This window comes from Streptomyces sp. NPDC002888 (assembly GCF_042888465.1).
Lineage (GTDB): Bacteria > Actinomycetota > Actinomycetes > Streptomycetales > Streptomycetaceae > Streptomyces.
In genome coordinates this window covers 168756-191902 of sequence record NZ_JBIAPU010000015.1, presented here as the reverse complement: position 1 = coordinate 191902, position 23147 = coordinate 168756, and the positions used below count along the sequence as shown (strand labels likewise).

At 69.2% G+C, this 23147-nt stretch carries 23 protein-coding genes and 2 pseudogenes; 2 read left to right on the top strand and 23 right to left on the bottom strand.

All coding sequences use genetic code 11. From position 1 onward, the window contains the following. Nucleotides 1–373: 373 nt before the first annotated feature. Both ACFYWX_RS24860 and ACFYWX_RS24855 read left to right on the top strand, forming a co-directional pair. A complete protein-coding gene (locus ACFYWX_RS24860) occupies nucleotides 374–652 on the top strand; it encodes a hypothetical protein (RefSeq protein ID WP_389426277.1) in 279 nt (92 codons plus the stop codon). Nucleotides 653–739: 87 nt separating this feature from the next. Beyond that, nucleotides 740–4690 (top strand): LamG-like jellyroll fold domain-containing protein, encoded by a 3951-nt coding sequence (locus ACFYWX_RS24855; protein WP_389426276.1) that lies wholly within the window; start codon nucleotides 740–742, stop codon nucleotides 4688–4690. A 240-nt stretch (nucleotides 4691–4930) separates the two neighbouring features. Here ACFYWX_RS24855 and ACFYWX_RS24850 read toward each other — a convergent pair. The 23 genes and pseudogenes from ACFYWX_RS24850 to ACFYWX_RS24740 form a co-directional block, all read right to left on the bottom strand. After that, nucleotides 4931–5320, bottom strand: a pseudogene (locus ACFYWX_RS24850) (ISAs1 family transposase); the annotation flags it as partial. A 352-nt stretch (nucleotides 5321–5672) separates the two neighbouring features. Then, nucleotides 5673–5993, bottom strand: a pseudogene (locus ACFYWX_RS24845) (transposase family protein); the annotation flags it as partial. 201 nt (nucleotides 5994–6194) lie between these two features. Further along, nucleotides 6195–6320, bottom strand: a complete 126-nt coding sequence (locus ACFYWX_RS24840; protein WP_389426275.1) for a hypothetical protein — start codon at nucleotides 6318–6320, stop codon at nucleotides 6195–6197. Nucleotides 6321–6448: 128 nt separating this feature from the next. Further along, nucleotides 6449–7582, bottom strand: coding sequence for a DnaB-like helicase N-terminal domain-containing protein (locus ACFYWX_RS24835; RefSeq protein WP_389426274.1), 1134 nt, complete (start codon nucleotides 7580–7582; stop codon nucleotides 6449–6451). After that, entirely contained in the window at nucleotides 7582–8856 is a 1275-nt protein-coding gene (locus tag ACFYWX_RS24830) for a DNA cytosine methyltransferase (RefSeq protein WP_389426340.1), read from the bottom strand. The genes ACFYWX_RS24835 and ACFYWX_RS24830 overlap by 1 nt, the downstream gene beginning before the upstream one ends. Then, the gene (locus ACFYWX_RS24825) at nucleotides 8856–9731 is read right to left on the bottom strand and encodes a hypothetical protein (protein ID WP_389426273.1); all 876 of its coding nucleotides are present in this window, start codon (nucleotides 9729–9731) and stop codon (nucleotides 8856–8858) included. Before ACFYWX_RS24825 ends, ACFYWX_RS24830 begins: the two co-directional genes overlap by 1 nt. 23 nt (nucleotides 9732–9754) lie before the next feature. Beyond that, complete coding sequence (locus tag ACFYWX_RS24820) at nucleotides 9755–10687, bottom strand: alpha/beta fold hydrolase (RefSeq protein WP_389426272.1); 933 nt, start codon at nucleotides 10685–10687, stop codon at nucleotides 9755–9757. A 178-nt stretch (nucleotides 10688–10865) separates the two neighbouring features. Then, on the bottom strand, nucleotides 10866–11327 hold the full coding sequence (locus ACFYWX_RS24815) for a hypothetical protein (RefSeq protein WP_389426271.1): 462 nt from the start codon (nucleotides 11325–11327) through the stop codon (nucleotides 10866–10868). Continuing rightward, nucleotides 11324–12094 (bottom strand): hypothetical protein, encoded by a 771-nt coding sequence (locus ACFYWX_RS24810; RefSeq protein WP_389426270.1) that lies wholly within the window; start codon nucleotides 12092–12094, stop codon nucleotides 11324–11326. Before ACFYWX_RS24810 ends, ACFYWX_RS24815 begins: the two co-directional genes overlap by 4 nt. A gap of 102 nt (nucleotides 12095–12196) precedes the next feature. Next, entirely contained in the window at nucleotides 12197–12568 is a 372-nt protein-coding gene (locus tag ACFYWX_RS24805) for a hypothetical protein (protein WP_389426269.1), read from the bottom strand. A 289-nt stretch (nucleotides 12569–12857) separates the two neighbouring features. After that, the gene (locus ACFYWX_RS24800; RefSeq protein WP_389426268.1) at nucleotides 12858–14657 is read right to left on the bottom strand and encodes a type IV secretory system conjugative DNA transfer family protein; all 1800 of its coding nucleotides are present in this window, start codon (nucleotides 14655–14657) and stop codon (nucleotides 12858–12860) included. Nucleotides 14658–14690: 33 nt separating this feature from the next. Next, nucleotides 14691–15461, bottom strand: a complete 771-nt coding sequence (locus tag ACFYWX_RS24795; RefSeq protein WP_389426267.1) for a DUF317 domain-containing protein — start codon at nucleotides 15459–15461, stop codon at nucleotides 14691–14693. Nucleotides 15462–15466: 5 nt separating this feature from the next. Continuing rightward, complete coding sequence (locus tag ACFYWX_RS24790; RefSeq protein WP_389426266.1) at nucleotides 15467–16060, bottom strand: hypothetical protein; 594 nt, start codon at nucleotides 16058–16060, stop codon at nucleotides 15467–15469. 17 nt (nucleotides 16061–16077) lie between these two features. Next, nucleotides 16078–16944: a DUF317 domain-containing protein gene (locus tag ACFYWX_RS24785; protein ID WP_389426265.1), complete on the bottom strand. Its 867-nt coding sequence runs from the start codon at nucleotides 16942–16944 to the stop codon at nucleotides 16078–16080. Next, the gene (locus ACFYWX_RS24780; protein ID WP_389426264.1) at nucleotides 16935–17315 is read right to left on the bottom strand and encodes a hypothetical protein; all 381 of its coding nucleotides are present in this window, start codon (nucleotides 17313–17315) and stop codon (nucleotides 16935–16937) included. Before ACFYWX_RS24780 ends, ACFYWX_RS24785 begins: the two co-directional genes overlap by 10 nt. Before the next feature lie 58 nt (nucleotides 17316–17373). Next, nucleotides 17374–18189, bottom strand: coding sequence for a DUF317 domain-containing protein (locus ACFYWX_RS24775; protein ID WP_389426263.1), 816 nt, complete (start codon nucleotides 18187–18189; stop codon nucleotides 17374–17376). Beyond that, entirely contained in the window at nucleotides 18186–18575 is a 390-nt protein-coding gene (locus ACFYWX_RS24770) for a hypothetical protein (RefSeq protein WP_389426262.1), read from the bottom strand. The genes ACFYWX_RS24775 and ACFYWX_RS24770 overlap by 4 nt, the downstream gene beginning before the upstream one ends. A gap of 272 nt (nucleotides 18576–18847) precedes the next feature. Then, on the bottom strand, nucleotides 18848–19624 hold the full coding sequence (locus ACFYWX_RS24765) for a DUF317 domain-containing protein (RefSeq protein WP_389426261.1): 777 nt from the start codon (nucleotides 19622–19624) through the stop codon (nucleotides 18848–18850). A 43-nt stretch (nucleotides 19625–19667) separates the two neighbouring features. After that, on the bottom strand, nucleotides 19668–20069 hold the full coding sequence (locus ACFYWX_RS24760) for a hypothetical protein (protein ID WP_389426260.1): 402 nt from the start codon (nucleotides 20067–20069) through the stop codon (nucleotides 19668–19670). A 33-nt stretch (nucleotides 20070–20102) separates the two neighbouring features. Next, nucleotides 20103–20762 carry a hypothetical protein gene (locus ACFYWX_RS24755; RefSeq protein WP_389426259.1) on the bottom strand — a complete coding sequence of 220 codons (660 nt, stop codon included), beginning with the start codon at nucleotides 20760–20762 and terminating at the stop codon, nucleotides 20103–20105. After that, nucleotides 20759–21508: a hypothetical protein gene (locus tag ACFYWX_RS24750; protein WP_389426258.1), complete on the bottom strand. Its 750-nt coding sequence runs from the start codon at nucleotides 21506–21508 to the stop codon at nucleotides 20759–20761. The genes ACFYWX_RS24755 and ACFYWX_RS24750 overlap by 4 nt, the downstream gene beginning before the upstream one ends. Before the next feature lie 27 nt (nucleotides 21509–21535). Next, nucleotides 21536–22255, bottom strand: coding sequence for a hypothetical protein (locus ACFYWX_RS24745; RefSeq protein WP_389426257.1), 720 nt, complete (start codon nucleotides 22253–22255; stop codon nucleotides 21536–21538). Between the two features lie 15 nt (nucleotides 22256–22270). Next, nucleotides 22271–23146: a hypothetical protein gene (locus ACFYWX_RS24740; RefSeq protein ID WP_389426256.1), complete on the bottom strand. Its 876-nt coding sequence runs from the start codon at nucleotides 23144–23146 to the stop codon at nucleotides 22271–22273. Nucleotide 23147 lies beyond the last annotated feature (1 nt).

The window sequence follows — 23147 nt, the reverse complement described above, 5'->3', positions numbered from 1 at the left end:
CGACCGCCCTGCCCGGCTGCGCCGCCTCCGTCAGCGGCAAGTCCTCCGGCGACGGCAAGGGCGACGGGACGCTCACCATGATGACCGCGGACGACCCGAAGACCTTCCAGGCCCAGGCCGAGGAGGCGCTCGGGCTGGAGGTCAGCGTCATCAAGCCGGACCCCGCCAAGCTCAACGCCATGCTGGCGGGCAGAACCCGCCGGACGTGGTGCGCAGCGGGGGCGCGCCGGAGACGCCGTAATTCGCCATCCGCGTGGCTGATGACCGATCTGGACCCGTACTTCGCCAAGAGCAGCGCCCTCAAGACCTGCGACCTCGACCCCGTCAACGACCTGTGGCGCTTCGACGGCCACAAGCAGGGCGCGGCTACGGCATGGCGAAGGACTACTCGCAGGACTCGATGTTCTGGTACCGCACCGACCTGTTCGACGGGGCGGGCATCGGCCATCCCAGCGACACCGTGCCCCTCTCCTGCGACGAGTGGCTCGACCTCGGCAAGCGGCTGACCAAGCGCCAGTTGGGCAAGGTCACGACGTACGGACTGAGCGCCGGAGGCCTGGGCGCCTTCGCCCAGCTCATGTCCCTGACCGCGTCGGCCACGGCTGGACCTGCAGCCACCATCCGGCTGCCCGAAGTACGCCTGGTGCGCTGACGACACCCACCACCCGGAGCAGGTCTCGGTCACGTGCGCGAAAAATCCCACGTTTCAGCGATCCAACAATGATGATGGAGCCCACTGATGCATGACGATCCTCTAGGGGCAAAGCCCAGGATGACGCAGCCGGCGTTTCTGCTCGCGCTCGTGCTCGTGTTCACGTCTCTGATGCTGAGCTTTCCGGCCCCTGCGCACGCCGCGACGAACTTGACCACGTATCAGGCCCCCTCGGGCGTCGCCTTGAACACGGCGTACACGGTGAAGGTGCGCGTCCCCGGTGGCACATGGCAGGACTTGGACGAGTATTCGACGAAGGTCGATCACCAACATCCGCACAATGTCTCGTTCGTCTACTTCGATACAGACGGCCCGGTAGACATTTCCGTGACACTGAACAGTGGTGCGATCACCTCCGCGGTGATTCGCCCCACGAATCAGGGCATCACACCCACGATCAGTGGCAGCACGATGACCTTCTCCATGTCCGGACCGATGAAGCTGTCGGCACTGATCAACGGCGACGCCTATAACACGCTGGACATCTTCGCCAATCCCACCGAAGTCGATCCGCCCAGTCCGACCGACCCGAATGTCATCTACGTCGGGCCGGGGTACTACACACGCGACTACGTGGTTCCCAGTGGCAAGACGCTCTACATCGCCGGTGGCGCCGCCATCAAGGGGCAGATCTTTCTCGACAACACCACGAACTCCAAGGTGATCGGGCGAGGAGTCATCGATCGCCCGTCCGGTCGGGCGATCTCGGCCAACTACGCCAACCAGGTCACGATCGACGGCGTCATCCTCAACGACTACGGCATCGGTAATAACGGTGGGAATGCAATCCACCTCGCCGACACGACGAACGTGACCATCAACAACGTGAAGGCGTACAGCGGCAACAAGTGGGGCGACGGCGTTGACCTTTTCAATGCCAGCAATGTCTCCATCAACGACATCTTCATGCGTACGTCCGACGATGCGATTGCCATTTACGGTTCAAGACCGGACGGTGGCATCTATCAGGGAAACCACTCCAACAACATCAGCGTCACCAATTCGATCCTGACGCCCGACACGGCTCACCCCATCAACATCGGGACGCACGGCGACCCCTCGTTGCCGGGCGGAGGCGGCTCGATCGAGTCGCTCAGTTTCTCCAACATCGACATCTGGGACTATCACCAAGCATTGGCCATCTCTGTCACGGCCGGTGACGGAGCGGTCGTGTCGGACGTGTCGTTCACCGACATACGGATCGACGACAACGCCCCCGGCAAGATCGTCGATGTTCTGACGTACAAAAATCCGGGCTACGGGCTGGGGCCGGGGCGTGGCGTGAACAACGTCTACTTCAAGAACGTGAGCTACACGGGTTCGAACGCGAACGCGAATCAGATCTACGGCAACAGCGCCAGTCGCCTGACTCAAGACGTGACGTTCGAGAACCTGAGAGTAAACGGGAGCGTCATCACCAGCGCGAGCGCCGGCAACTTCAGCGTCGGTAGCTACACCAACAACGTCAACTTCATCGCCACGGGCGGCTCGGCACCCGCGCCCGTGTCCATACCTCACTACACGTCGACGAACCTCGCGCTGAACAAGCCGGCGAGCACCGACAGTGCGCAGACGGCGAATCCCGCCTCCGGAGGCAATGACGCCAGCACGGCGACGAGATGGACTGCCGATGACGGGAGTACCGGGCACTGGTGGGCCGTGGATCTCGGCTCGAACATGAACATCACCAGGGGAACCCAGGTGATGTGGGCCGGAAGCGGCGCCTATCGGTACAAGATCGAGACCTCTCTCAATGGTGCCGACTGGACTCTGAAGTCGAACAAGACCGCCAACACCGATACCACGCAGACTCAGAACGACCTGTTCTATGACGTGGCGAGATATGTTCGAATCACGGTTTCCGGAATGCCCAGCGGCGCTTCCGCGAGCTTCAACGACTTCAAGGTCCTGGGCGAACCCGTCAATCTCGCGCTGGGAAAGTCCGCAAGCGCGGACAGCACGAAGGCCGGGCTTTCGGTGTCCAATGGAAACGATGGCAATCCGACCACGCTCTGGAGCGCGAACGACGGGAGCACAGGACATTCCTTCAAAGTCGACTTGGGGAACGTCAAGAACATCACCTACGGTACGCAGGTTGCGTGGCCGACCGGCGGTGCGGCGTACCAGTACAAGATCGAAACCTCGAGCGACAACAGCACCTGGGCGCTGAAGGTCGACAGGACTGCCAACACGGATACGTCGCAAGTCCAGAACGATGTGTTCGCCGCCTCGGCGAGGTACGTGCGGATCACGATCACGGGCCTCCCGAGCAGTGCGTGGGCCAGCTTCTACGATTTCAAGATCTTCGGCGAGCCGGTGAACCTGGCTCTCGGTAAGAACGCCACTTCCGACAGCGAACAGGCAGGCAGTCCCGCGGGCAATGCGAACGACACCAGTATGTCCACCGGTTGGAGTGCCGACGACGCAGCGACGGGCCACTGGTGGCAGGTGGACCTGGGGCGCAGCATGAGCATCACGGGCGGCACCCAAGTGATGTGGGGAACGGGAGGCGCGCCTTACAAATACAAGATCGAAACGTCCAGTGACAACACCAACTGGACCACGAAGGTCGACAAGACCAACTCCGGTAACAGCGGGGGAGCGCAACTGCAGGCCGACCACTTCACGGCGAACGCGGAGTTCGTCAGGATCACCGTTACGGGAATGCCGAGCGGTGCCCGAGCCGCTTTCTACGATGTCAAGATCCTCGGCGACACCGGGGACACCGCCACCATGGCCCTGCTCCCGTTCGACGAGGCCACCGGAACCACGGCCTACGACGCATCGAGCAACGGGTGGAACGGCACGCTGGTCAATGGCGCGAGTCACGTGGCAGGCAAGAGCGGTAACGCCGTGGACCTCAACGGCAGTAGTCAGTACGTCGCCCTGCCGAATGGTGTCGTGGCCACGGACGACTCCGTCACCGTCGCCGCCTGGGTCAACCTGGACACCGTGAGCAACTGGATGCGGATCTTCGACTTCGGATCGGGCACCGCGACCAACATGTTCCTCACCCCGAAGAACGGAGCGAATGGCAAGATCCGGTTCGCGATCAAGAACAATGGCTCGAGTGAGCAGGTGATCGACGGGCAGTCGGCGTTGCCGACCGGGAGCTGGCATCATGTCGCGGTCACACTCAGCGGATCGACCGGCATCCTCTACGTCGACGGTGTGCAGGTCGGCAGCAACACCGGGATGACGTTCAAGCCTTCCACCCTGGGCGTGACCACTCAGGATTGGATCGGCCGGTCCCAATACAACGATCCCTATCTCGATGGGAAGATCGACGACTTCCGTATTTACAATCGCGCCCTGACCGCTTCGGAAGTCGGGCATGTCATGAGCGGGCTCACCGCGCTGCCGTCCGCCGAGGTCCCGTTCAACGAGTCGAGCGGAACGACGGCGAACGATCTGTCCGGCAACGGCTGGAACGGCACGTTGACGGGTGGCGCCACGTTCGTGGCCGGCAAGAAGGGGAATGCTGTCGACCTGAGCGGGGCGAGCCAGTACGTCGCATTGCCGACGGGGGTGATCTCCGATGTCAAGGCAATCACTGTCGCAGCGTGGGTGAATCTGGACTCGGCCGCTACATGGGCACGAATCTTCGATTTCGGTTCCGGAACGTCTCGGTACATGTTCCTGACGGCGAAGAATGGGACCAACGGGTTCATCCGGTTCGGAATCAAGAACGGGGGAAGCGAGCAGGTTGTCGATGGAACGGCCGCATTGCCGACAGGTGGATGGCACCACGTGGCCGTGACGCTGGATGGCTCCACCGGAACGCTCTATGTGGATGGCGCAAAGGTGGGCAGTGGCAACATCAGCATCAAGCCATCGGATCTCGGCGCCAACACCCAGAACTATCTCGGACGATCGCAGTTCTCCTCCGATCCGTACCTCGACGGAAGAATCGATGAGTTCCGCATCTACAACCGTGCATTGACCGCCGCGGAGGTGGCCGTCGTGATGAACGAGTAGACCGGAGCCGAGTGAAAGCTGAAGACCCCCCGGAACCTCGTGGTTCCGGGGGCAGGGGCATTGCATGATCGGGATCTGTCCGGTTTCGTCAGGTGAGGCCGAGGCTGACAGGGGTTGGCGGTAGTCGCAGGCGGCTCGGCGGAGAGCGGCGGCGATGTTGGCCTGCCTGTCCTGCCTGAAGATGCTGATGGCGAGGTTGCGCAGGGTGGCCATGGTTCGGGACAACTGCCCGGCGCGGATCTTGGAGTCGTCCTCGCGGTATGTGCGGTCGCGAATGTGGTGCAGACGGTTCTCGATGCCCCAGTGGCCTCTGATCCAAGCGGCGAGCCGGCCGCCGGTGGCCTGCCCGGGCTCCAGACTGGTGATCAGGCAGACGCGCTCGATGGTCAGCTTGCCGGTGGACAGCTCGCGTCTCCAGCGGACAACCTGGAGGGCCTGGCGGGCATCGGGGTAGTCGAGGTGGGCGAACGCGGCGGCCTTCAGCCGCCGGATCTCCATGCGGTGGTGGGCACGGGTGCGGTCGTAGTGCTCCAGCGGGATGTCCCGCCAGGGAAGTTGCCGTACTCGGTCGTGCAGGCCGGGGTGGTTCCGCTTCACAATCTCCAGGTCGTGGGCGCCGTGGGAGCGCAGGTAGGCGTCGTGTTCGTGCTGGGTGTGCAGTGCGTCGGTGGACCACGGCCTCGGACAGGTCGATGCTGTCCAGCAGCGGGGCGAAAGCAGGGATCTTGTTGCTGCAGTCGGTGATCTGCCGCTGGGTGAGCACGGTGCCGGCGTGGTCCATCGCGGCGAGCAGGACCACAGCCTGGCGGGCGGGGGTGCGCGAACCGCGGAGCGTCTTTCCGTCCACCGTGATCACGCGGTGCGGACCGCGCCCGGGCCTGCTGGTCGGAGCAGATGCTGAGGCGGCCATGCGGTGATGGAGGAAGGCGCCGACGGCCCGGTCCAGCACGTCGCCGTCTACCCGCTCCAGGATCCTGCGGGCCGTGGCCGGGTGCGGCACGAGCAGGCGGTCGGTGAGCGGGTCCGGAGGGAATCCAAGTGCACGCAGGGCCCAGGCAGGCGCATCCGTGAGCCACTCACCGATTGCGGCCAGTGACCGCGCCCCAGCCAGCACGCCCGCGGCGGCCGTGCACAGCAGTGCGTCCAGAGGGTGGGTCTGACCTTTGCGGTCGCGGGGATCGGGTACGTCGTGCAGGAAATGCCGCAGGTCGACGGCATCGGCCAACGGTGCTGCGGCCGGAGCGGAGGCCGGGTGCTCCAGCGCGGGGCATGAGAGATGATGAACGGGCAGGCATGGTCTCACTCGGTGTGCATAGGCTTCGACAACCACATGATCACCAGAGCCGTGCCTGCACTGCTCTCTGGGGTGACCACCACCAGTCCAGGACGTGACGGCACATCACGCATGAGCCAGGCGAACCGGACCTATCACCTTCATGCAATGGCCCTGGCTGCTGACAGGCCCACCTCGGAGAGCCAAAGCTCATGCAGGCGCTTGACTCAGTCATTGAGACTCCTCGCGGTCGATGCGGGCCATGACCAGGGTGTCTTCGTCGAGAATTTCGAAGCCGCGGGCGGTTAGCAGAGCCTGTGCCAGTTGCTGCCGAGGGCCGGTGATCGTGGCGGTCACGGCACTGGTGTGCACGGGGTGGATATCGAGGCGGACGTGCGGCTTGACGGAGGGGGTCGTCACGAAGGGGTGCTCGCTTCTGCCGGTGGCCGGACCGTTTGGAGGCCCGGGCACCGGCGGGTTTGGGGTCAGCGGGAGATGCGCGCGGCTGGAGGAGCCATAATCCGCGGTGGGCCGGCCCGGGCCGGTGCTGTGGCCCTGGTGTGCGCGGGCACGGTCGTCGGCGCTGGTGAGGTGGCGTGGTGCCAACGGGTGCGCACGGCGGACAGGTCCGCGAGCGCGCGGCGGCTGCCGACGACGAGCTGATACGTGGTGGTCGCCGGGTCGTCGGTGAACGCCTCGATGCGGCAGCCGACGTGGTGCGCGGTCGCGAGGACTGAGCGCTGGAGGATCAGCTCGCCCCAGTACTCCGGGGAACCGGCTGGTGCTCCGAGGACGTCGAGCAGCTCTGCCGGTTCGGCCCCGGATGCGAGGAGGCCGCGCTGCTGGGCCTCCCAGAGGATCGTGATTGGGTCGACGGGGGCACGGCGCCGGGCCAGAGCGGTCAGGCACTGCCACAGACCGGCGTGCAGGGGGTGCGTGAAGTCGTCGGCGGTCAGCCACCGCATCTGCTCGACGCCGGCAGGGTGCGCCGTCGCGGTCGCGAGCAGTAGCCGCTCCTCCTCGGCGGCCTCCTCGGTGTTGTTGGGGGTCGCGGTCGGCGCGGGTGCCGGGGTGCGGGGCAGGGAGCCGGAGTGGGCAGGGAACCGCGCGGCGATGTCGTCCACGGCGACGGCGAGGGCGTCGGCTTCGGCGAGGGTGGTGGGCACAGGGTGCGGGAGCGAGATGTCCGTCGCGGTCTGCGCGAGGCGCTCGGCGTGGGCGCGCAGGGTGCGGCGGGCGTGATCCGTTTCGATCATCCGGGCGTACGCGGACGCGTGCCGGGGCCACGGGCAGACCTGGATCAGGGCGTGCAGGTAGGAGGCGGTCAGCCCGCGGGCCTGCTGGTGGGCGGCGGCGAGCACCGCGTTCAGCCAGCTGGTGTCCCGCGTGTGCTGGGCCGGGTCGGGGGTCGGCAGATCGCGGATCGCGGCGAACAGGGCGCCGTGCGCGTAGTTGGAGAACGAGTCGGGCTCAATCCCGGCGATGTTGGTGAGGCGGTGGGGTTCGAGGAGGAGGGCGCCGAGGAGGGCCTGCTCGGCGTAGTACACGGGCTGCGGCGTATGCGTGTCGGGCAGGTCGTCGAGGTTGTCGTCCTCGTCGGGGGCGGGGGTACGGGGCATCAGGCGGCAAGGGTGAAGTCGTCGGGGTTGAGGGGCACTCGCAGGTACGGCGCGAGGAGGTGGCCGGCGAGGAGCGGGGGCACGGCGTTGCCGATCTGGGAGAACTGCTGGCCTTTGTTGCCCTGCCATGGGTAGCCGGCGGGGAAGGTCTGAAGGATGCCGGCCTCGCGTGCGGTGATCCGGATCGGCTCCGGCGCGGCCTTGGTCTCGCTCTCCGGCGGGGTGCCGACGGGTTCGGCGATCCAGGTGCACTCGTTCGCGCGGTGCCCGAAGAAGAGCGTGCCTGCGGGCTCGTCCACGCGGCGGACGGTGGCGTTGGCCTGGTTATTGCTGCGCAGTGACCACTTCCAGTGCGTGGCCTTACTGGTGAAGGTGGGGGCCGAGGCATCTGTGGGTGTGGCTGAGCGGGGGCCGTGCCTGGATGTCCAACCTGCTCCACGCGTCTGCGGTTCGAGTGTCCCGTCCGCGGCGGGCACTGGCGGGCGCCAGAGACCGCGCTCCCGGGCGTTGGCGAGTGTCTGGCGGGAGCCGGAAGGGAAGGGCTCTGGGCCGCCTCCTGGTCCGCCGCCAGCGCACACGGTGGGGACGGGACGGTCGGTGGCCCCCCAGCCGAGGGCCTCGGCCATGGACACCCACCGGGCGCGGCCCGGCCCGAACAGCGACTCGGGCTCTGCGACCTGGGCGTGGGTGGGAGCAGGCGGTTCGGCTGTACGGACCCGGGAGGCGAGCAGGATCGCCCGCCTTCTTGTCTGCGGTACGCCGTAGTCGGCGGCGTTGAGGATGCCGGTCCATACGGAGAACCCCCAGCGGCGGAGGACGGCCGCGTACTGGCGCCACAGCGGCAGCACGTCGGGGACTTCCTCCATGGCGACCCACTCCGGTTCGCCCACCGTGTTCAGGGCATGGAGGTAGCGCATGGGCTCGGCAGCCAGCAGACTGCGCGCGTCCCGGCAGGCGGCGAGGAGCTGCTCGCGGGTGTCGCGGCCTAGGGCGAGGTCGGAGACCGCCTGGTGGACCAGGGGTTGGTCCACCAGGCCGAGGCGCTTGCCGGCCATCGACCACGCCTGGCAAGGCGGGCTCGCGATCAGCCCGACGGTCCGCCCGAGGAACGGCCAGACCGGATACAAGGCCACGTCTGTGCGTATCGTCAACTGCCCTGCTGCCGCACGGGTCTTGCAGGCCCATGCGTCCCATTCCAGGCCCACATCCCGAATACCGAGGACGTGCAGTGCATGGCTCCATCCACCCGGCCCCGCAAAGAGGTCCAGGGTGATCAAGAGGCCAGTCCGAAGTCGTCCTGTACCGGCGCGACTTCCCCGCGGCAGGCCCACGGGGAACAACCGTCGATGACGCCCTGCTCCAGCTCCTCCAAGTCCGGTTCCGTGTACGTGAGTTCCTGCTGCATCGCCGCCCATTCGGCAGCGGTGACGTGGTCGATCGGGGCTTCGCGGAGGGGGACGCGGGAGCGGTGGAGGAATGCCTCGCCGAGTAGCTTATTGCCGGTGGCGTTGGCGCGGGCATTTCCCTTGCGGATGGCCATGTCGAAGTCCACCACGTCCTCCCATTCCTCTGGGGAGTTGTCGCGGATATGGCGCCATTGGGTGTTTCCGTGGAACGGGCACCCGAGACAGCTCGATTTCGGGGTGTCGGCTAGGCCGAGCGAGGTCAGATAGCGGATGCAGTCAGTGCGCGACCAGTTCATGTCCGCGATGAGGGGATGCCGGTTGCGCATATACTTGACGTCGGCGTCCTTGGCGCGGTGGAATTCGTCGGTGGAGATGCCGACCCATTGCTCGACGAACACCCCCTTGGGAACGCGCGCCGGGTGCGGGTAGCCGAGGAGTTCCCGGACCTTCTTCTTGATCGGCTTGATTTTGTATTCGCCGGTGCACTGGCGTCGCGTCATCCCAGGTCGCCCGTCCTTATTCAGGATGTAGAGCGGCATGGAGGCGAAGCGGTGATCTGGGTCGAGGGCGTCTTTTCTGATGTTGCCGGAGGAGACGCGGAGGACGGAGATCCCGGCGGGCTTCGCTATCTCGCGTTCCAGGCGGTCCAGGTGGGAATAGACGGCCCTGGGTTCCCAGCCCGTGTCGGCGAAAATCGCGTAGTCGACCTTCGGGAGGACGCCTTCTGCTGACAGGGCGAGCATGGCGCTGGACTGAATGCCGGCGCCTAGAGAAATTGCTCGGAAAGCGGGGAGTTCGGGAATGACGGGTCCTTGGGGAGGTTAGGGCGGGAGTGCGGCCAGGCGGCGACGTGGGCGATGCGGGCGCTGATGAGTGCCGGGTGGCGTACGGGCAGGGCGTGCGTGGCGCGGGGGATGATCTCCAGGCGGGCGGCGGGCAGGCGCTCGGCCAGTAGCGCGGTGTGGGCGGCGGGGATGTGCCGGTCGTCCGCGCCGGCTATCAACAGCAGCCGCTCGCCGAGCTGCTCCAGCACGGGCAGGTGGCGCGCCCGGTAGCCGCGCAAGGACTGCCAGAGTGCGGCGAGATCGGCGGTGGGGATGTGGCGTACGCCGTGGCGGCACTGCGGAGGCCCGCCAGACGCTGTGCTGGGGCGGGGGATGAGGGTGTAGCGGTGGGTGGCGGGCAGCAGGCGCCGAACCCGGTCCACAGCCTGGGGCGCGTGGGTGCAGGTCAGGGTGAACAGGCTGCGTCCGGCGGCCAGAAGCAGGGCGCGCGGGCCGAGTCCGGGCAGCACGCTCGCCCCGTGCGCGGTGGCCGACAGCAGCACCATGCCCCGGACTCGGGGCAGGAGCTGAGGGTGCCGGGCGGCTAGTTCCTGGAGGACGAGGGCGCCCAGGGAATGGCCGGCGAGCACCAGCGGCTCGATGGGGGCGAGGGCGCGCAGGATCTGGTGCAGGTCGTCGGCGAGCTGCTCGACGCTGAGCGGTGCTCGTCCGCGCGGGGTGTGGCCGTGCGCGCGTTGGTCGTAGCGCAGGACGTGAAAGCCCAGGCCGGTCAGGTGGCGGGTGTGGACGCGCCACAGGTCCGCGGTGACGGACGCGCCGTGCACCAGCACGATCGTTGCGCCGTCGGACCGTGGGTGGGCTGGGGTGTCACGGTAGACGGACAGCGAAGTGCCGTCAGTGGCGGAGACCGACAAAACTTCCGTTGTAGAAGCCGGATTGAGCACAGAGGGACTCCGGAGAAGGGGATCAGATAGCGCCAGCCGTGTTGCCGTCCACGCAGTGCTGGTGACGGAAGTCGTTCGGTCCGCATGGCGGCTGGCCACGTGAGGGGGTGGATTGATGCCGAGGAGCGGCCTCGCGGGGCACGGGCGGTCAGCGGCGCCGGGCGTGTAGGGCGCTGGGGGCTGAAGTGAAATGCCGCGGCGGAGCGGGGGGCCACAGTTGGGTTGCCGAGGACGGGAAGGTGGCCTGGGAGAGGTGGTTGAGGACGGCCAGTCCCTTGACAGTCAGTGCCAGGCGCTGGCCGATGAGGGACGCGGGGTGGGCGGTGTCGTCGCGGTAGGCCAGGCCCTTGCGCTCCAGGGCGTTCCACGTGGTGATCGCGATGTGCGACGAGGTTTGGGTGTCCACATACTGCGAGCCGTTGTCCCGTTGCCGGACTCGGCTGGGCGTCCGTGACAGAACCCGTAGGGCGGCGCGCTGCTGCCAGGTCAGGAGGCGCGCGATGGCCGACAGCTCGGATGTGGACAACGGCGGTTCGGCAGGACCGGAGGGCAGGGGGAGGCTGTGCTCCGTGGAACGAGACGGCGGGTTGGGTGTGGTGGCGCTGGTCATCGCGTGAGTCCCGCTGTCTGCTTCGTCGCTGGAGTCGACACGGCCGTTGCGCGGACGGAGGCCGTGGTGGGCGTGTGCTGGATGAGGGCGCGGTGGCCTTCGACGGTGACGTGAAGGCGTTGGCCCTGGTGCAAAGGCGTGGTGGTGTCCACCTCGACGAGTCGTCGCCTGATGAGGGCGTTGAGGGTGGCGACGTTTACGGTGGCCCGGTCCTTGTCGATGGCCTTGAGCACGCCGTACCGGCTGATCACGTAACGAGTGCCGCCGCCTGCGGACAGCTGGGTGAGGACGGCGTACTGGCTGTCTGTGATCTTCGGCGCCGGTGTCGCATGGTTCTGTTCGGCGTGCTGCTTCAGGTCCCGGGTGATGCCGCTGGCGAGGTAGTAGCAGCCAGTGCGGGCCAGGTCGAGCTGGTGGGCGGCATTAGCGAGGTGCTCCGCCATGACGGGGACTGCCTCCGCGTATCGCGCCTTGCGCACGGCTGTTTCATCGGCTGGCGGGCCGGGAAACGCTGCGCCCTCCAGTGGATTGGCGTCCAGTGCGCAGGCCAGATCGGATGCGGCGATGCTGGCGGCGGAGACGACGGAGGCGAGTGCATCCAGCGCCGGGCGGCTGCCGGGTACGGCGGCGTACTGGCTGCCGTCGAGGGCGGCCAGGCGTTCCATGGCCTGTTGGACCAGCTCGTTCGTGGACAGGATCTTCGACGTGAGCTGCTGCCGGGCGTCGGTGCCGGGTGTGAGGGTGAGTGAGCGGACTTCGCTGTGCAAGTCCTCGAAGGCGCTGCCGAGTTGCCGCAGTTGGGCGATCTCGGCTTGCAGGTCGATCTGGTGAATGGTGCTGCTCCGGGTGAGGGCCGGGGGGCTTGGTGGTCAGCGGTTGCGTCGGTGGGCCTGGTCCGGGGAGGGTGTCGCGGGCGTGGCTGGACGGCGGGCGGGCGCGGGCGGGATGTCCTGGAGGGTTGGGATCCCGAGGTCGACGCGCACGCTGGCGCCGAGCGTGTAGAGGTGGGATTCGGCACAGACCACCGCGCCCACGGCGTCGGATTCACCGAACCCGGCGGGAAGTGTGTACTCCCGCGTTGCCTTCGTCGGAGTGAAGCCGTGCTGGATGAGGACACCGCAGGCCCGGTCGGTGACCGCGGTGGCGGTGACCGTGCCGTCGTGGAAGCGCATGGTCGCCTCGGGCTCGGCGTCGGTGGTGCGGGGGTAGCGCGTGGTCCAGGCGAGGTCGACGGGGTCCATGGTGTGGGACAGGAGCCCGTAGAAGGCGACGCCGGCGCGCTCATGCGCGTCCTCGGCGGTCCCGGGCTGCAGGAGGTAGAGGGTGCGGCTCTGGTGCTGGCGGGCTGTGAAGCCTGCTGCGGTCAGGTGTCGGGCGGCGTTGCGGATGGGGCGGTTGAGGACGGCGAACGTCCATCCGTCATCGGTCGAGCCGATGAAGACGTCGTGGTGGTCGGTGATGGCTATCGGTCATCCCGGTGGCTGGGTACAGGTGGGGCAGCCCGGCGGGGTGCTCGGGCGTGGTGGGTGGTCAGGCGGCGGGACCGTAGTCGCTTTGCTGCGGGGCGTGCTTGGCGACGGCGCGGGCGGTGATGGCCTTCGATGCGCGGGCGGAGGCGGCAGTCAGTGCGTCGGCGTCGGGCTCCGCGTACCAGGGGCGCAGGTCGAGCATGGCGGCGCGCATGCCGGTGGCGAAGCACAGGGCGGTGCCCTTGGGCAGGGCGCGGATCGCGTCCGCGGGCAGGATCCGTTCCTGCCGCATCGACACGGAGGTCGACTTCCCCGAGTCGGAGATGGAGGTCGAGGTGGTCTCCACGTCGTGGTCGCCGATGAGGCGGGAGAGCTTGTCGGCGAAGTCGGGATCGTCGATGCCGGAGCCGATCACCTTGACGGTGCTCGCGGACCACATGGCGTCCATGCCCGCGTCTCCCCAGACTTTCTGGCCTTGGCGGTAGGACTGCAGGATCGTGATGGGGATGATGCCGCGCGAGCCCAAGTGGCTGTACAGGTCGGGCAGATCGGAGATCTTGCAGACGTTGGCGGCCTCGTCGAGGATCGCGAGCATCGGCGGGTCGAGCCGTCCGCCGGCGCGCTCGGCCTGCGCGGTCGCCGCGCGCATGACGGAGTCCGCGCACGCCGCGATCAGAGCACTGGCGCCGCCTCCACCGTCCTTCGACAGCAGGTACAGAGTGTCCGTGGACGAGATGAACTCCGACGGCCGGAACTCGGACACGTCCTTCTGCGGGGTGACCCACGCCGCGATATCGCTGTTGAGGAGGGCTGCGGCGTACTGTCGGGCGGTTTCGTAGATGCCGTCCCGGGTTTCGGGCGGTCCTTCGACGGTGCCCTTGAGCTGGGCGGCCACTGCGGTGAACTGGTGGTCGCGCAGGATGTCGAGAGGGGTGCGGTCGGCGGGGAAGGCCAGCCACTGCATGACGTCGGTGATGGGCCGTTCGTCGAGAGCCGCGGCGAGGAACAGCTGCGACAGGATGTTGCTGCCGGCCTTGGACCAGAAGTCGCCCTGCTGGCTGGCGTCCACGGAAGCGGCGAGGAAGTGGCCGGCCAGACGGCCTGCGCCGTCGAGGGTCCTGGCATCGGCGAGCGGGTTCCACCACATCTCCCGTTCGGCGTGGGCGATCTGCTGCGGGTCCATCGACCACGTCCGGCCGGTCCTCTGTCGTGCGTCGAGGGTGGCGGTGTAGGCGTCGCCGGCGGCCTTGTTGGAGGTCAGCAGGACGGGGCCGGGCGCGGCGAGGATCGAGGGGATCGCGAGCGAGGTGGTCTTGCCGGAGCGGGGCGCCATGATGGCGACGGCGACGTCCTCGTACCCCATGCGGACCTCGTGGCGGCTGCCCTGGAGGTTGCCGAGGAGGATGCCGGTGTCAGCGGCATCGATGTGCTTGGCGTCCTTCAGGCTGGGGCGCAGGGAGCGGGCCTTGGCGGTGATCGCCCGGGCCATCAGCGGCTCGATGTCCTTCGCCTTGGCCATGCCGGCGATCTTCTTCTTCCGGCCACTGCCGGAGTTCTTGTGTCGTGACCAGACGACTGCGGCGGTGAGGACAAGGGCGATCATCACGGTGACGGGGATGATGCGGGCACCGATGAGCAGGGTCGTTTCTCCGGCTGTGGGCCAGAGCTGGTCGGGGTGCAGGAGGGCGTTGATGGGCTGGTACGGCGCCCAGGGACCGGAGTGGGTGGCCCAGGCGGCGAGGTTGCCGCACAGCCAGGCGAGGTTGGACAGGGGGACGGCGATCGCGAGGGCGCCGAGGAGCACCTTGAAGGCGAGGTCGTAGCCGTCGCTGCTGGAGGAGGCGGGGGAGGCGTGGGACAAGGGCAGGATTCCGGAGTGAGGGGTGTGGCCGGGTCAGCGCGTACGGCGCGGTGGCGGCTGCGGCCGACGCGGCGGCAGCGAGGGCGCGCCACGCCGGCGGCGGGCGGCGAGGTCTTGGACGCGCTGCTCCAGCGGATCCAGCCCGCCCGGCGGGCCCGTCGGCGCGGGGGCCGTCCGCAGGTGGGGACGAGCCTGGAAGGGGAGGGCGAGCGGGTCGCGGCGCAGCGGTGCGGGGTCGGTGAGGGCGCTGGTGAAGGCGGCGACCAGGTGGAGCGGGGTGTCGGCGCCGAGGTGGGCGCGCCAGATCACCGTGTCGGGGTCGCCGGGCAGAGAGGTGGTGACGAACCAGCTGCCTTGCCCCTGGCCGGCGCGCTCGACCCGGACGGGGCTGTCGGGGGACGGGGCCGAGACGTCGGAGTGTTCCAGCCAGCCGGCCGCGTACAGGATCTCGAAGGGATCACTCGCCGCCGCCGCTTCGGGGGCGGGCTCGGTGAGGGCGTCGGTGAACGCGGCGAGGATCTCCACCGGGATGCGCGCCCCGAACCGGGCGTACCAGGCGGGGTGTTCGTCGGTGGGGGCGTGGAGGATCGTCCACCACGGCTCGTCCGGGTCCGGGTACAGGCTCAGCTCGGCCTGCTGGTCGGGCCGGACCAGATGGACGATCGGGGAGAGCGGAGTGTGGTCATAGCGCCATCCCCCGGCCTGGTGGAGGGCCACGGTGACCCAGCGCGGGTCCCCGCCCCCGGCCAGGCAGGGCGGGGTGACGAGGAGTTCGTCGGCCGCATCGTCAGGCAGGAAACGCATGCGGCTCACCTCCGTGCCACGGGCGCCGCGGCAGCGGGAGCCGATGGAGCGGGTCGAGGAGCGACGGCCTCCAGACGAGGCGGGGTGGGTTGGGTCGTCGTGTGAATGGCGAGGATCACGGGGGCGTGCAGGGCCAGCTCGTTGAGTGCGTGCCATGCCTCGGCATTGCGGGCGTCGAAGAGGTCGTCGTATGCCTCTGTCCCCGGCCGGGCGGAGGGCGGCAGGTCGTCGAGGCGGGCGCGATAGTCCTCCTCGAAGGCGTCGAGCTGGTCGAGAGCGTCTTCGGCGCCCGCCAGGTGCCACGCCCAGTGGGACTGGACGGCCCGGGCGGGGAGCTGCTGGAGCTGGACTTCGGCGGTGGAGACCAGCTCGCGGGCGAAGGGGCGGATCTGTGCGGCGGCGATCCAGGCGTCGGCGTCGCGGCGGGCGGCGCGCCGCCCGTAGGACTCGTCGTCGTACGGCCAGCTGTCGGGGTCGGTGTGCTCGTCGGAGTAGGCGTCCCACGCGGCCAGGATCTGTTCGCCGGTGTGGAGGAACTCGGCGAGCTGGTCGAGGCGCTGCTGGTGGATGACCCTCGGAGGGGAGGGTGGGGAGGCCACAGGGGGTCTTTCATCAGTCATCGGGTACGAGCCGCCGAGGAGTTGGAGGCGCCGACGTGAGCCGAGGAGGGGGCGGTGTCCAGCCGCTGACGGCGTCGCGCGGCGCGGACCTGGGCCTGGACGTGCTTGAGACGCTGCTGGTGAGCGTCGGCGACATCCGCGCCGGTCCGGCTGGTTCGCTCGTGCTGGACGTCATGGTGCCAGTTGTGCCGGCCCCAGCCGCGCAGCAGCGGTTCGGCGCTGGTCAAGGCGGCGACGAAACCGGCGATGGCCTGCGCGGGGGCGTGTCCGTCGAGCCAGCCGCTCCAGACAGGGCGACCGTCGAAAGCGGACTCGGCGGCGTCGGCGGGGTACTCCCGGGTGCGGATCCGCCAGGAGAACGAGGAGGAGATCTCGTCGTCGTAGGGGCGGCTGTATTCAACGACCACCCGCCGGTCGAGCGAGCGGGCCTCGAAGCCGGTTCCGTTCTCGCTCTGGGTGACGCTCCAGCCCGCTGTGCGGAAGAGGTCCCACGGATCGGGCCGGTCCGCAGGGGCAGCGGTGAGGAGCGTGTCGGTGAGTCCGGCCAGGATCTCGGCCGGGACCTGATGGGTGAACGAGGCATACCAACTACGGGAGTTGGGCGGCTCGACCGTGAGGCGCCACCAGCTGCCGGACGGGTTGAACTGGGGTGCGGCTTGCAGCCGTGCCTGCAGGTCGGGGCTGGTGACCTCAGTCTCGGGGGAAGCCGGGTCGGAGGTGATGGTCCAGCCGGCGGCGAGCAGGGCGTGGGTGACGTGGCGGGCGTCACCGGGACCCGCGAGGTGCCGGGGACTGGTGGAATGCAGGATCGTCGACTCGTGGTCGCGTCGGAAGCCGGCCAACTGCCGCTCGGTCACCGGCATGTACCGCTCCCCCCGCCATCGCCGTGCACGGTACGGATCGGGGCCTGTTCCAGCAGGCTCAGTGTCTTGCTGAGCGGGTTGCGCAGCTGATCGACGGCCGTGGCGGCGTCGAGATACTCGCGCACCAGGTCGGTCACGGTCGCGTCCCACGGGACGTCGGCGTGCTGGGCCAGGAGCCGGGAGACCTCACGCAGGACCTGGGCGACGGTGTCGATGAGGGCGGGGGCGGCGTGGACGAGCGGGGCGAGCAGAGCGGCGGCTTCGGTGTTCTCCGGGCCGGTGCGCAGATGGGCGGTGAGCCGGGCCAGGCTGTGGACAGCCCTGTGGATATCTTCGGCGGTGAGGGTGTCGTCAAAGGTCAGGTCGGTCATAACTTCCTCGTGCGTGGGGGTGGGAAACGGGCGCCTGGCGAGGGCTGCCCGAGGCGGGTCAGCGGCGTCGGCCACCGGCGGTGGCGTACGGGCCCGCGGTGCGGGACGGCTTGCGGGCGCCGGTGGTGGCGAAGCGGGCCCAGGTAGCGGCGCGGGCGGCGGTGATACGGGCCTGCTGCCAGGCGGAGAGCTGGGAGGGCAGCACCGAGACGGACGTGGTGCGGACCCGGCTCGTGGGCGGGACATGTCCCCGCGGTCGCATCACCGGCTGCGGGTCGGCCAGCGCCGTGGCGAATGCCTCGATGAGATGCAGCGGGGTGGTGGGGGTGAACACCGCGTCCCAGGTCTGCCCGTGTTCCGTGCGGGCCCCGGCCCACCACAGGTCCTGGCCGCGCTCGCCGGGACGGTACTGCAGCCAGGTGTCGCGGCCGGGATGGACGGCGGTGAACGACTGGTCCTCGCCGCGCTCACTGGTCCAGCCCTGTTGCTCCAGCGGAGTCCAAGCGTTGGGCGCGTGTGCGGAGCGGGGGCGGGTGAGGGCGTCGGTGACGCCGGCCACGATCTCCACCGGGGTCTGCCGGCCGAAGGTGGCATGCCACGCAGGCTGGGCACCGGCGGACTTGCCGGAGATGGTCCAGCCGCCAGGCTGGGTGTGCGGGTCGTAGCCGATACGGATCGTGCGGTCGGGGCTGTCGAAGACGAACGGGCCGCCTTGGTGGGAGGAGTCCTTCCAGCCGGAGGCGCGCAGGAACTCGGTGACGTGGCCGAGGTTGCCGCCGCCGGCGAGATGACGGGGTTCGATGAGGTAGTGCTGCTCGGCCTGTTCGCCTCCGGCGCGTGGTGTGCGCCAGCCGGTCCACTGTTTCCTGCTCACCGGCGTCTCCTCACGACCATGGCGGTAGGCACCGGTTTCGGCGCTGTCGTGGGAGCTGGTGCCACGGCGCTGGCGAGGGCGTCGAGGGCTTCGGTGTGTTCGTCGAGGTCGAGGCCGATGTCGTGGAGTTCGTTGGCGGCGCGGCCGACAGCGAGCCAGACCTCGGGCGGGAGGATGCCTTGCTCGGAGGTGCGTTTGGCGAACTGGGAGCCGGTGGCCATCAGTTGGGTGAAGTGGCCGAGGATGCCGACGTCGCGGTCGAGGACGGTGGCGAGGATGTGGGCGGCCTCGCGCGGTGGGGCGAGCGCGAGCTGACTGGTGAGCTGGCCGAGCTGTTCGGCGATCGCGCGGGCGTGGGGGATGGAGTGGAGGGGCGGGTCGGTCACGGGCCTCCTGGAGGCAGACGGGTGGGGGTCAGGTGTGGTGGCCGAGGCGCCGGGATTCATCCAGCACGGTCTCGGGTCGCCCTCCGGCAAGCTGATGGGGCTGGGCGGGGGCGCGCACGATGCATGCGCGCAGGTAGCGGCGGAAGAGGAAGACGGCCAGACGGGGCCGGCGCTCGGCGGTGATCGGCGGTGGCGTGGGGCGAGGGGAGGTGCGGGGTACGGAAATCTCCTGAACGGGGTGGTGCGGTGCACGTCGACGAGAGGGGTGAGGCTCACCGCGTGCGGGTTGCCGGCGTGCGTCCGATGGGGTTCGGCGGCGGTGTGGCGGTGCCTGGTCCGGTGACGCGGCGGCTGCGGACGTCGGCGATCCGGGCCTTGAGCAGCGCCTGCTCGTCTTCATACGTGTGTGGTGTCGGGGTGAGACGGGTGTAGGGCCCGCAGCCGTACAGAGGTGTTCCGATGGCCATCCGCGGCAGCGGATCGTCGCTGGCGAGGCTGCGGGTGAACGCGGTGACGATGCCGGGCGGGGTGCGGGTGCTGAAGGTGGCTGTCCACCACCGGTACCCGTTGACGGTGCAGGCGGCGCGCCAGGGTCTCGGTGCGCTGGGGTGAGCGGGTTCCTCGGTGAAGTGGACCAGGCCGTCCGGTGACACGGCCGAGGCCCCGGGACTGGTGGCCTGCTCGGTCCAGCCCCCTGCACGCAACGGGTCGAGGACCGCCCGGTCGCCGGTGGGCGGCGGCTGGAGCAGGGCGTTGACCATGGCGGTGATGTACTCGACGGGTAGGTGCGCGCCGAGGAGCACTGCCCAGTCCTGCCCGTCAGGGGTGGTGGCGTGCAGGGTCCAGGTCCAGTCCGCACGTCGGTTGAGGATGACGTGGAGGCGTCCGTCGGGGCTGGCCAGGGCGGTGTGCTGGTCGATCGTGGACACGTTGCGCCAGCCGTGGCCGTGCAGCAGCAGCTCGGTCAGGTGTTCCCAGTCGCCGCCGCCGGCGAGGTAGCCGGGCGAGGCCAGGACATACGGGACGGCCTGCGGCGGACGTTGGGGCACCGGGGAGTGGACTCCTGTGGGACGGGCCGAGGGCCGGGGTGATTCAGCCACGCGTACGGCGGGGCCGGGCGGCCGGCGCGGGCGAGGCGGTGGCCGGTGCCGCTCGCTGGGTGCGGAGTTCGTCCGCGGCGCTGAGGTAGGCGGCTTGGTCGAAGAGGTAGTCGGGGATGTGGACGACGTATCCGGCCGCGAGCAGTGGGGGGACGGCGCGGGTGGCCAGTCGCTTCTTCTCGTCCTCGCTGAGGTGGCTCGGGGCCTCGTGCCAGGCGTAGGTCGGTCCCGCGGTGCCTGCGGGCGAGACGGTCTTGCGTTCGAAGCCGAGCCGGTCGAGCAGGGCAAGGAGTTGTTCGGGGGCGCCGGTGGGGGTGTCGGCGTGGACGGTGTCGGTCAGGGGCTTGCGGTAGATCTCGACGTCGGTGCCTTCGTCGTCGGCACGGTTACCCATCGGGTGGATGCTCCTATGGCGGAAGAGGGGCGGTCAGCGGCTCCGGCCGGGCGCCGCGGGGACGGGCTTGGCCGTGGTGCCGGGGGATGGAGCAGATGCCGGGATACGGGCGGCCTGGTTGCGGATGTCTTGGAGCCGCTGGGTGTGGCGGGACAGGCCGTTGACCGTGTCGATCAGCTGCTCGGCGGGGGCCGCTGGGCGTCCGGCGTCGTGGAGGCGGTCGTCCCAACGCGTCCAGAGAGACACCAGGATGTCGCGCAGGCGGGGCAGCACACCGTCGTCGGGAGCGACGATCTCGGTGAGGATGGAGGCCAGTTCGTGGCCGCCGCTGGCGTTGCGGGCGCGTTCGGCGAGGTGGTCCAGGTAGCGGTGGGCGGCCTGCCGGTCCTCGTCTCGCCTGCTCAGGGTGTTGAGGGCGGGGTCGAGGTGGACGCTGTAGCCGGCCTGTAGCAGAGCCAGGGCTGCGGCGGTGGCGCCGGTGCGCTGCTCGTCGACAGCCATGGTGTGGGGCTGGCGGTGGTAGGGGCCGCGAGGGGCCGGGGCGTCGATGAATCCTCCGGCCGTCTGGAGAATGCCGGCCGCGCGTTCGTCGCCGCCGATGGCGACGACGAGCTGCGTGCGCGGATCGTGGGTGATGGTGATGTAGCTGAGGACGAAGAACTCCGGCGCGCCACCAGGGGCCCGGCCTGTCACCGGGTTCGGTGCGGGGCCGGAGTCGGCGGGGTGGGCCGCTGGGCAGGTGTGATGTCCAGCGCGGCCCGGCCTGTCGGGCGGGACAGGAGGACGCCGACACCCAGCTCGGACAGACGGTGGCCGGCTGCGCGGACGGACGCGGCCACCCGGGCTGAGTCGCCGTCGGACAGTACAAACACGTTCCGGCTTGTGTCGAAGGTGAAGCCGTACTCGGTCAGGGCCCGGGCGATGTCGTCGCGATCGGGCTTGGCGACGACGAGGTCCTCGCCGGACCAGGTCATCACGACGCGCTGCTCGTCGGCCAGGGCCGCAGCAAGGCGGGAGGCGTTGTCCCGTACCTGGGCGAGGGCCTGGTCGTAGCGGGGCAGCAGGCGAAGCCGGACGTGCTTGGCGGCGTGGAAGGGGTCCGCGTCGACGGCGATGCCGTCGGGCTCGCGAACGTCGCGGAACGCCTCGATGGGCAGGTCCTTGGGCGCCATGGCGGCGATGAGGAAGCCGTCGTCGTGGCCCTTGCGGTCCATGACGAACAGCCGCGTGCCGTCCACGCGCCGGGTCAGGACCGCGCAGTGGTCGAGGCTGTACTCGGCCATGGCATCGGCGACCTGGTCCATGTCCCAGACATCGACGGCCAGTTCGTCGTAGTCGTTGTCTTCGCGGTCGGGGTGGTACTGGCTGCTCCACTGGCCGGGCAGTTCGCCGGCGAGGACGGCGGCGAAGGAGGCGAGAGAGTCATCGGGGGCGTGCAAAGGTCTCCTCGGGAAGGGACAGGCGGGTCATCTCCGGCGGCTGGTGGGGACCGGCGCGGTGGGGAGGGGACCGAGGCTGGCGGGGATGCGGGGTGGCGGGCAGGCGCAGACGGCGGAGGCTTCCGTCTCGCCCGGGCCGGTCTCGCCCGGGCCGGTCTCGGCCGTGCACGGCCGCCGGCCGGGGTGGGGCGTGTGCCGGCCGACGAGGTCGGTGCGGGTGTGCGCGAGGTCGGACCGGACGATCCGCAACCGTTCCTCGGCGAGGTAGCGCAAACGCCGGGCGGTGTACTGGTCGGAAGGCTGGCCGAGTCCTTCGAAGAAGTCGGCTGCCGCGACGAGTACGTCGCCGAGGGCGGTCAGGATGCCGTCGTGGGTGGCGGTCAACTCGGTGAGGACGTCGGCGGCCTCGTCGGTCGTGGTCGCCTCGCGGAGACGATCGGCGAGGTGTGCGACCTGAGCGCCGAGGGGCCGGTAGTACGGCTCGCGGTGGTCGGTGTCGAACACCTCGCCGCAGTCGACGTGGTAGCTCACCGCACGCAGCCGGGCTACCGCGCGGGTGACGATCCGCTGCTCCTCGGCCTCGTCGAGGCCGGTGGGCAGGCGGTGGTAGCGCTCGTGGAGCCGGGCAACGAGGACGAACCCGGTGCGCTCCAGGATGCTGTGGGCTTCGGGATCTCCTCCGCGGGCAAGGACTTCGCCGGAATGAACATCGCGCCGGAGAGTCAACAGACGGTCGGCCAGGGCCAAAGGGGCAGGAACTTTCTAGGGAGTTGAAAGAGTACGAGCAGATGCGGTCGGAGGCCGCGGGACAGGCAGCGCGGGTGGCTGAGCTGTCCGGTCAGGCGTGGCAGCCAGGTCTGCGACAACGGCGTCGAGGTCCTGCTGGATGCCGTACAGGCGGCGGGCGATCCATCCCAGCTGGTGTTCCATGGCGGGACCGTAGGCGTGGGGAAGGGCGCCGAGACGGTGCGCCGCGTACTCGACGAGGCCGCGCCCGGTGACCAGCGGCCCGGTGGCCTCATCGGCGAGCTGGTGCAGCAGCTCGGCAAGCTGCCCCGTCGTCTCGGCAGCCGAGTGCACGGCGGCCGGAGGAGCGGCGGCGTGCGGCGAGGACCGGGCAGGCAAGGGCCCAAGGAGGCTGAGGGCCGTCTCCAGCCGCCGGCACTCCGCCGCCAGCCGGAGGAGCAGGCCGGGCTGGGAAGTCCACGTGCCGCCGGGAAGGATGAGGTTGGCGATCAGATCGAGACGCCGGGGCTGAGCCTGGACCGCGATCCAGCGGCAGCTCCGCGTGTCGCCGGGCGTGGCGATGCCGACGGCGCGAGCGAGCCGGTGCGCGATCTCGGACCACTCCGGGCCGGTGAGCTGGCGGTCGCCGAGGGCGAGACGCACGTCGGCGTGCCAGATGGCGAATCGGTCCTTCCGGGGACTCGTGGCGCGGGGATACTCCCACGACGGCGTGTCCAGGTGGTCCGCCCAATCCTGCGATGTCCAGAGCTGCTGCTCGTCGTCAGGGGCGACAGGCTCCAGGCCCGGCCAGTGGGCGACCGCCGTGTGCCCGGTCAGTCCCTCCTGATCGGACACGGGACGTCCGAGGGCCTCGGTCAGCGCTTCCGTGGCGTACGGGCTGCGGGTGTGCACG